This is a genomic window from Rosenbergiella gaditana (assembly GCF_018494065.1).
GTDB classification, from domain to species: Bacteria; Pseudomonadota; Gammaproteobacteria; order Enterobacterales; family Enterobacteriaceae; genus Rosenbergiella; species Rosenbergiella gaditana.
The window spans coordinates 1-409 of the sequence record NZ_JABBFR010000064.1 but is presented as its reverse complement, the minus strand read 5'-3'; the positions used below and the strand labels follow the sequence as shown (position 1 = coordinate 409).

The 409-nt window shown below is 52.1% G+C and carries 1 rRNA gene; it reads right to left on the bottom strand.

The features are described from left to right. Positions 1–409, bottom strand: a 23S ribosomal RNA gene (locus HH682_RS15450); the annotation flags it as partial.

Here is a 409-nt window from a genome sequence, read left to right as displayed (position 1 = left end):
CCACTTTCGTGTTTGCACAGTGCTGTGTTTTTAATAAACAGTTGCAGCCAGCTGGTATCTTCGACTGGCTTCAGCTCGGGGAGCAAGTCCCTCCACCTACGCGCCAGCGTGCCTTCTCCCGAAGTTACGGCACCATTTTGCCTAGTTCCTTCACCCGAGTTCTCTCAAGCGCCTTGGTATTCTCTACCTGATCACCTGTGTCGGTTTGGGGTACGATTCAATGTTACCTAGAGCTTAGAGGCTTTTCCTGGAAGCAGGGCATCAATTACTTCAGTTCCGTAGAACCTCGTCATCACGTCTCAGCCTTAAGACAGTCCGGATTTACCAAGACTATCAGCCTACTCGCTTAAACCGGGACAACCGTCGCCCGGATAACCTAGCCTTCTCCGTCCCCCCTTCGCAGTAACAC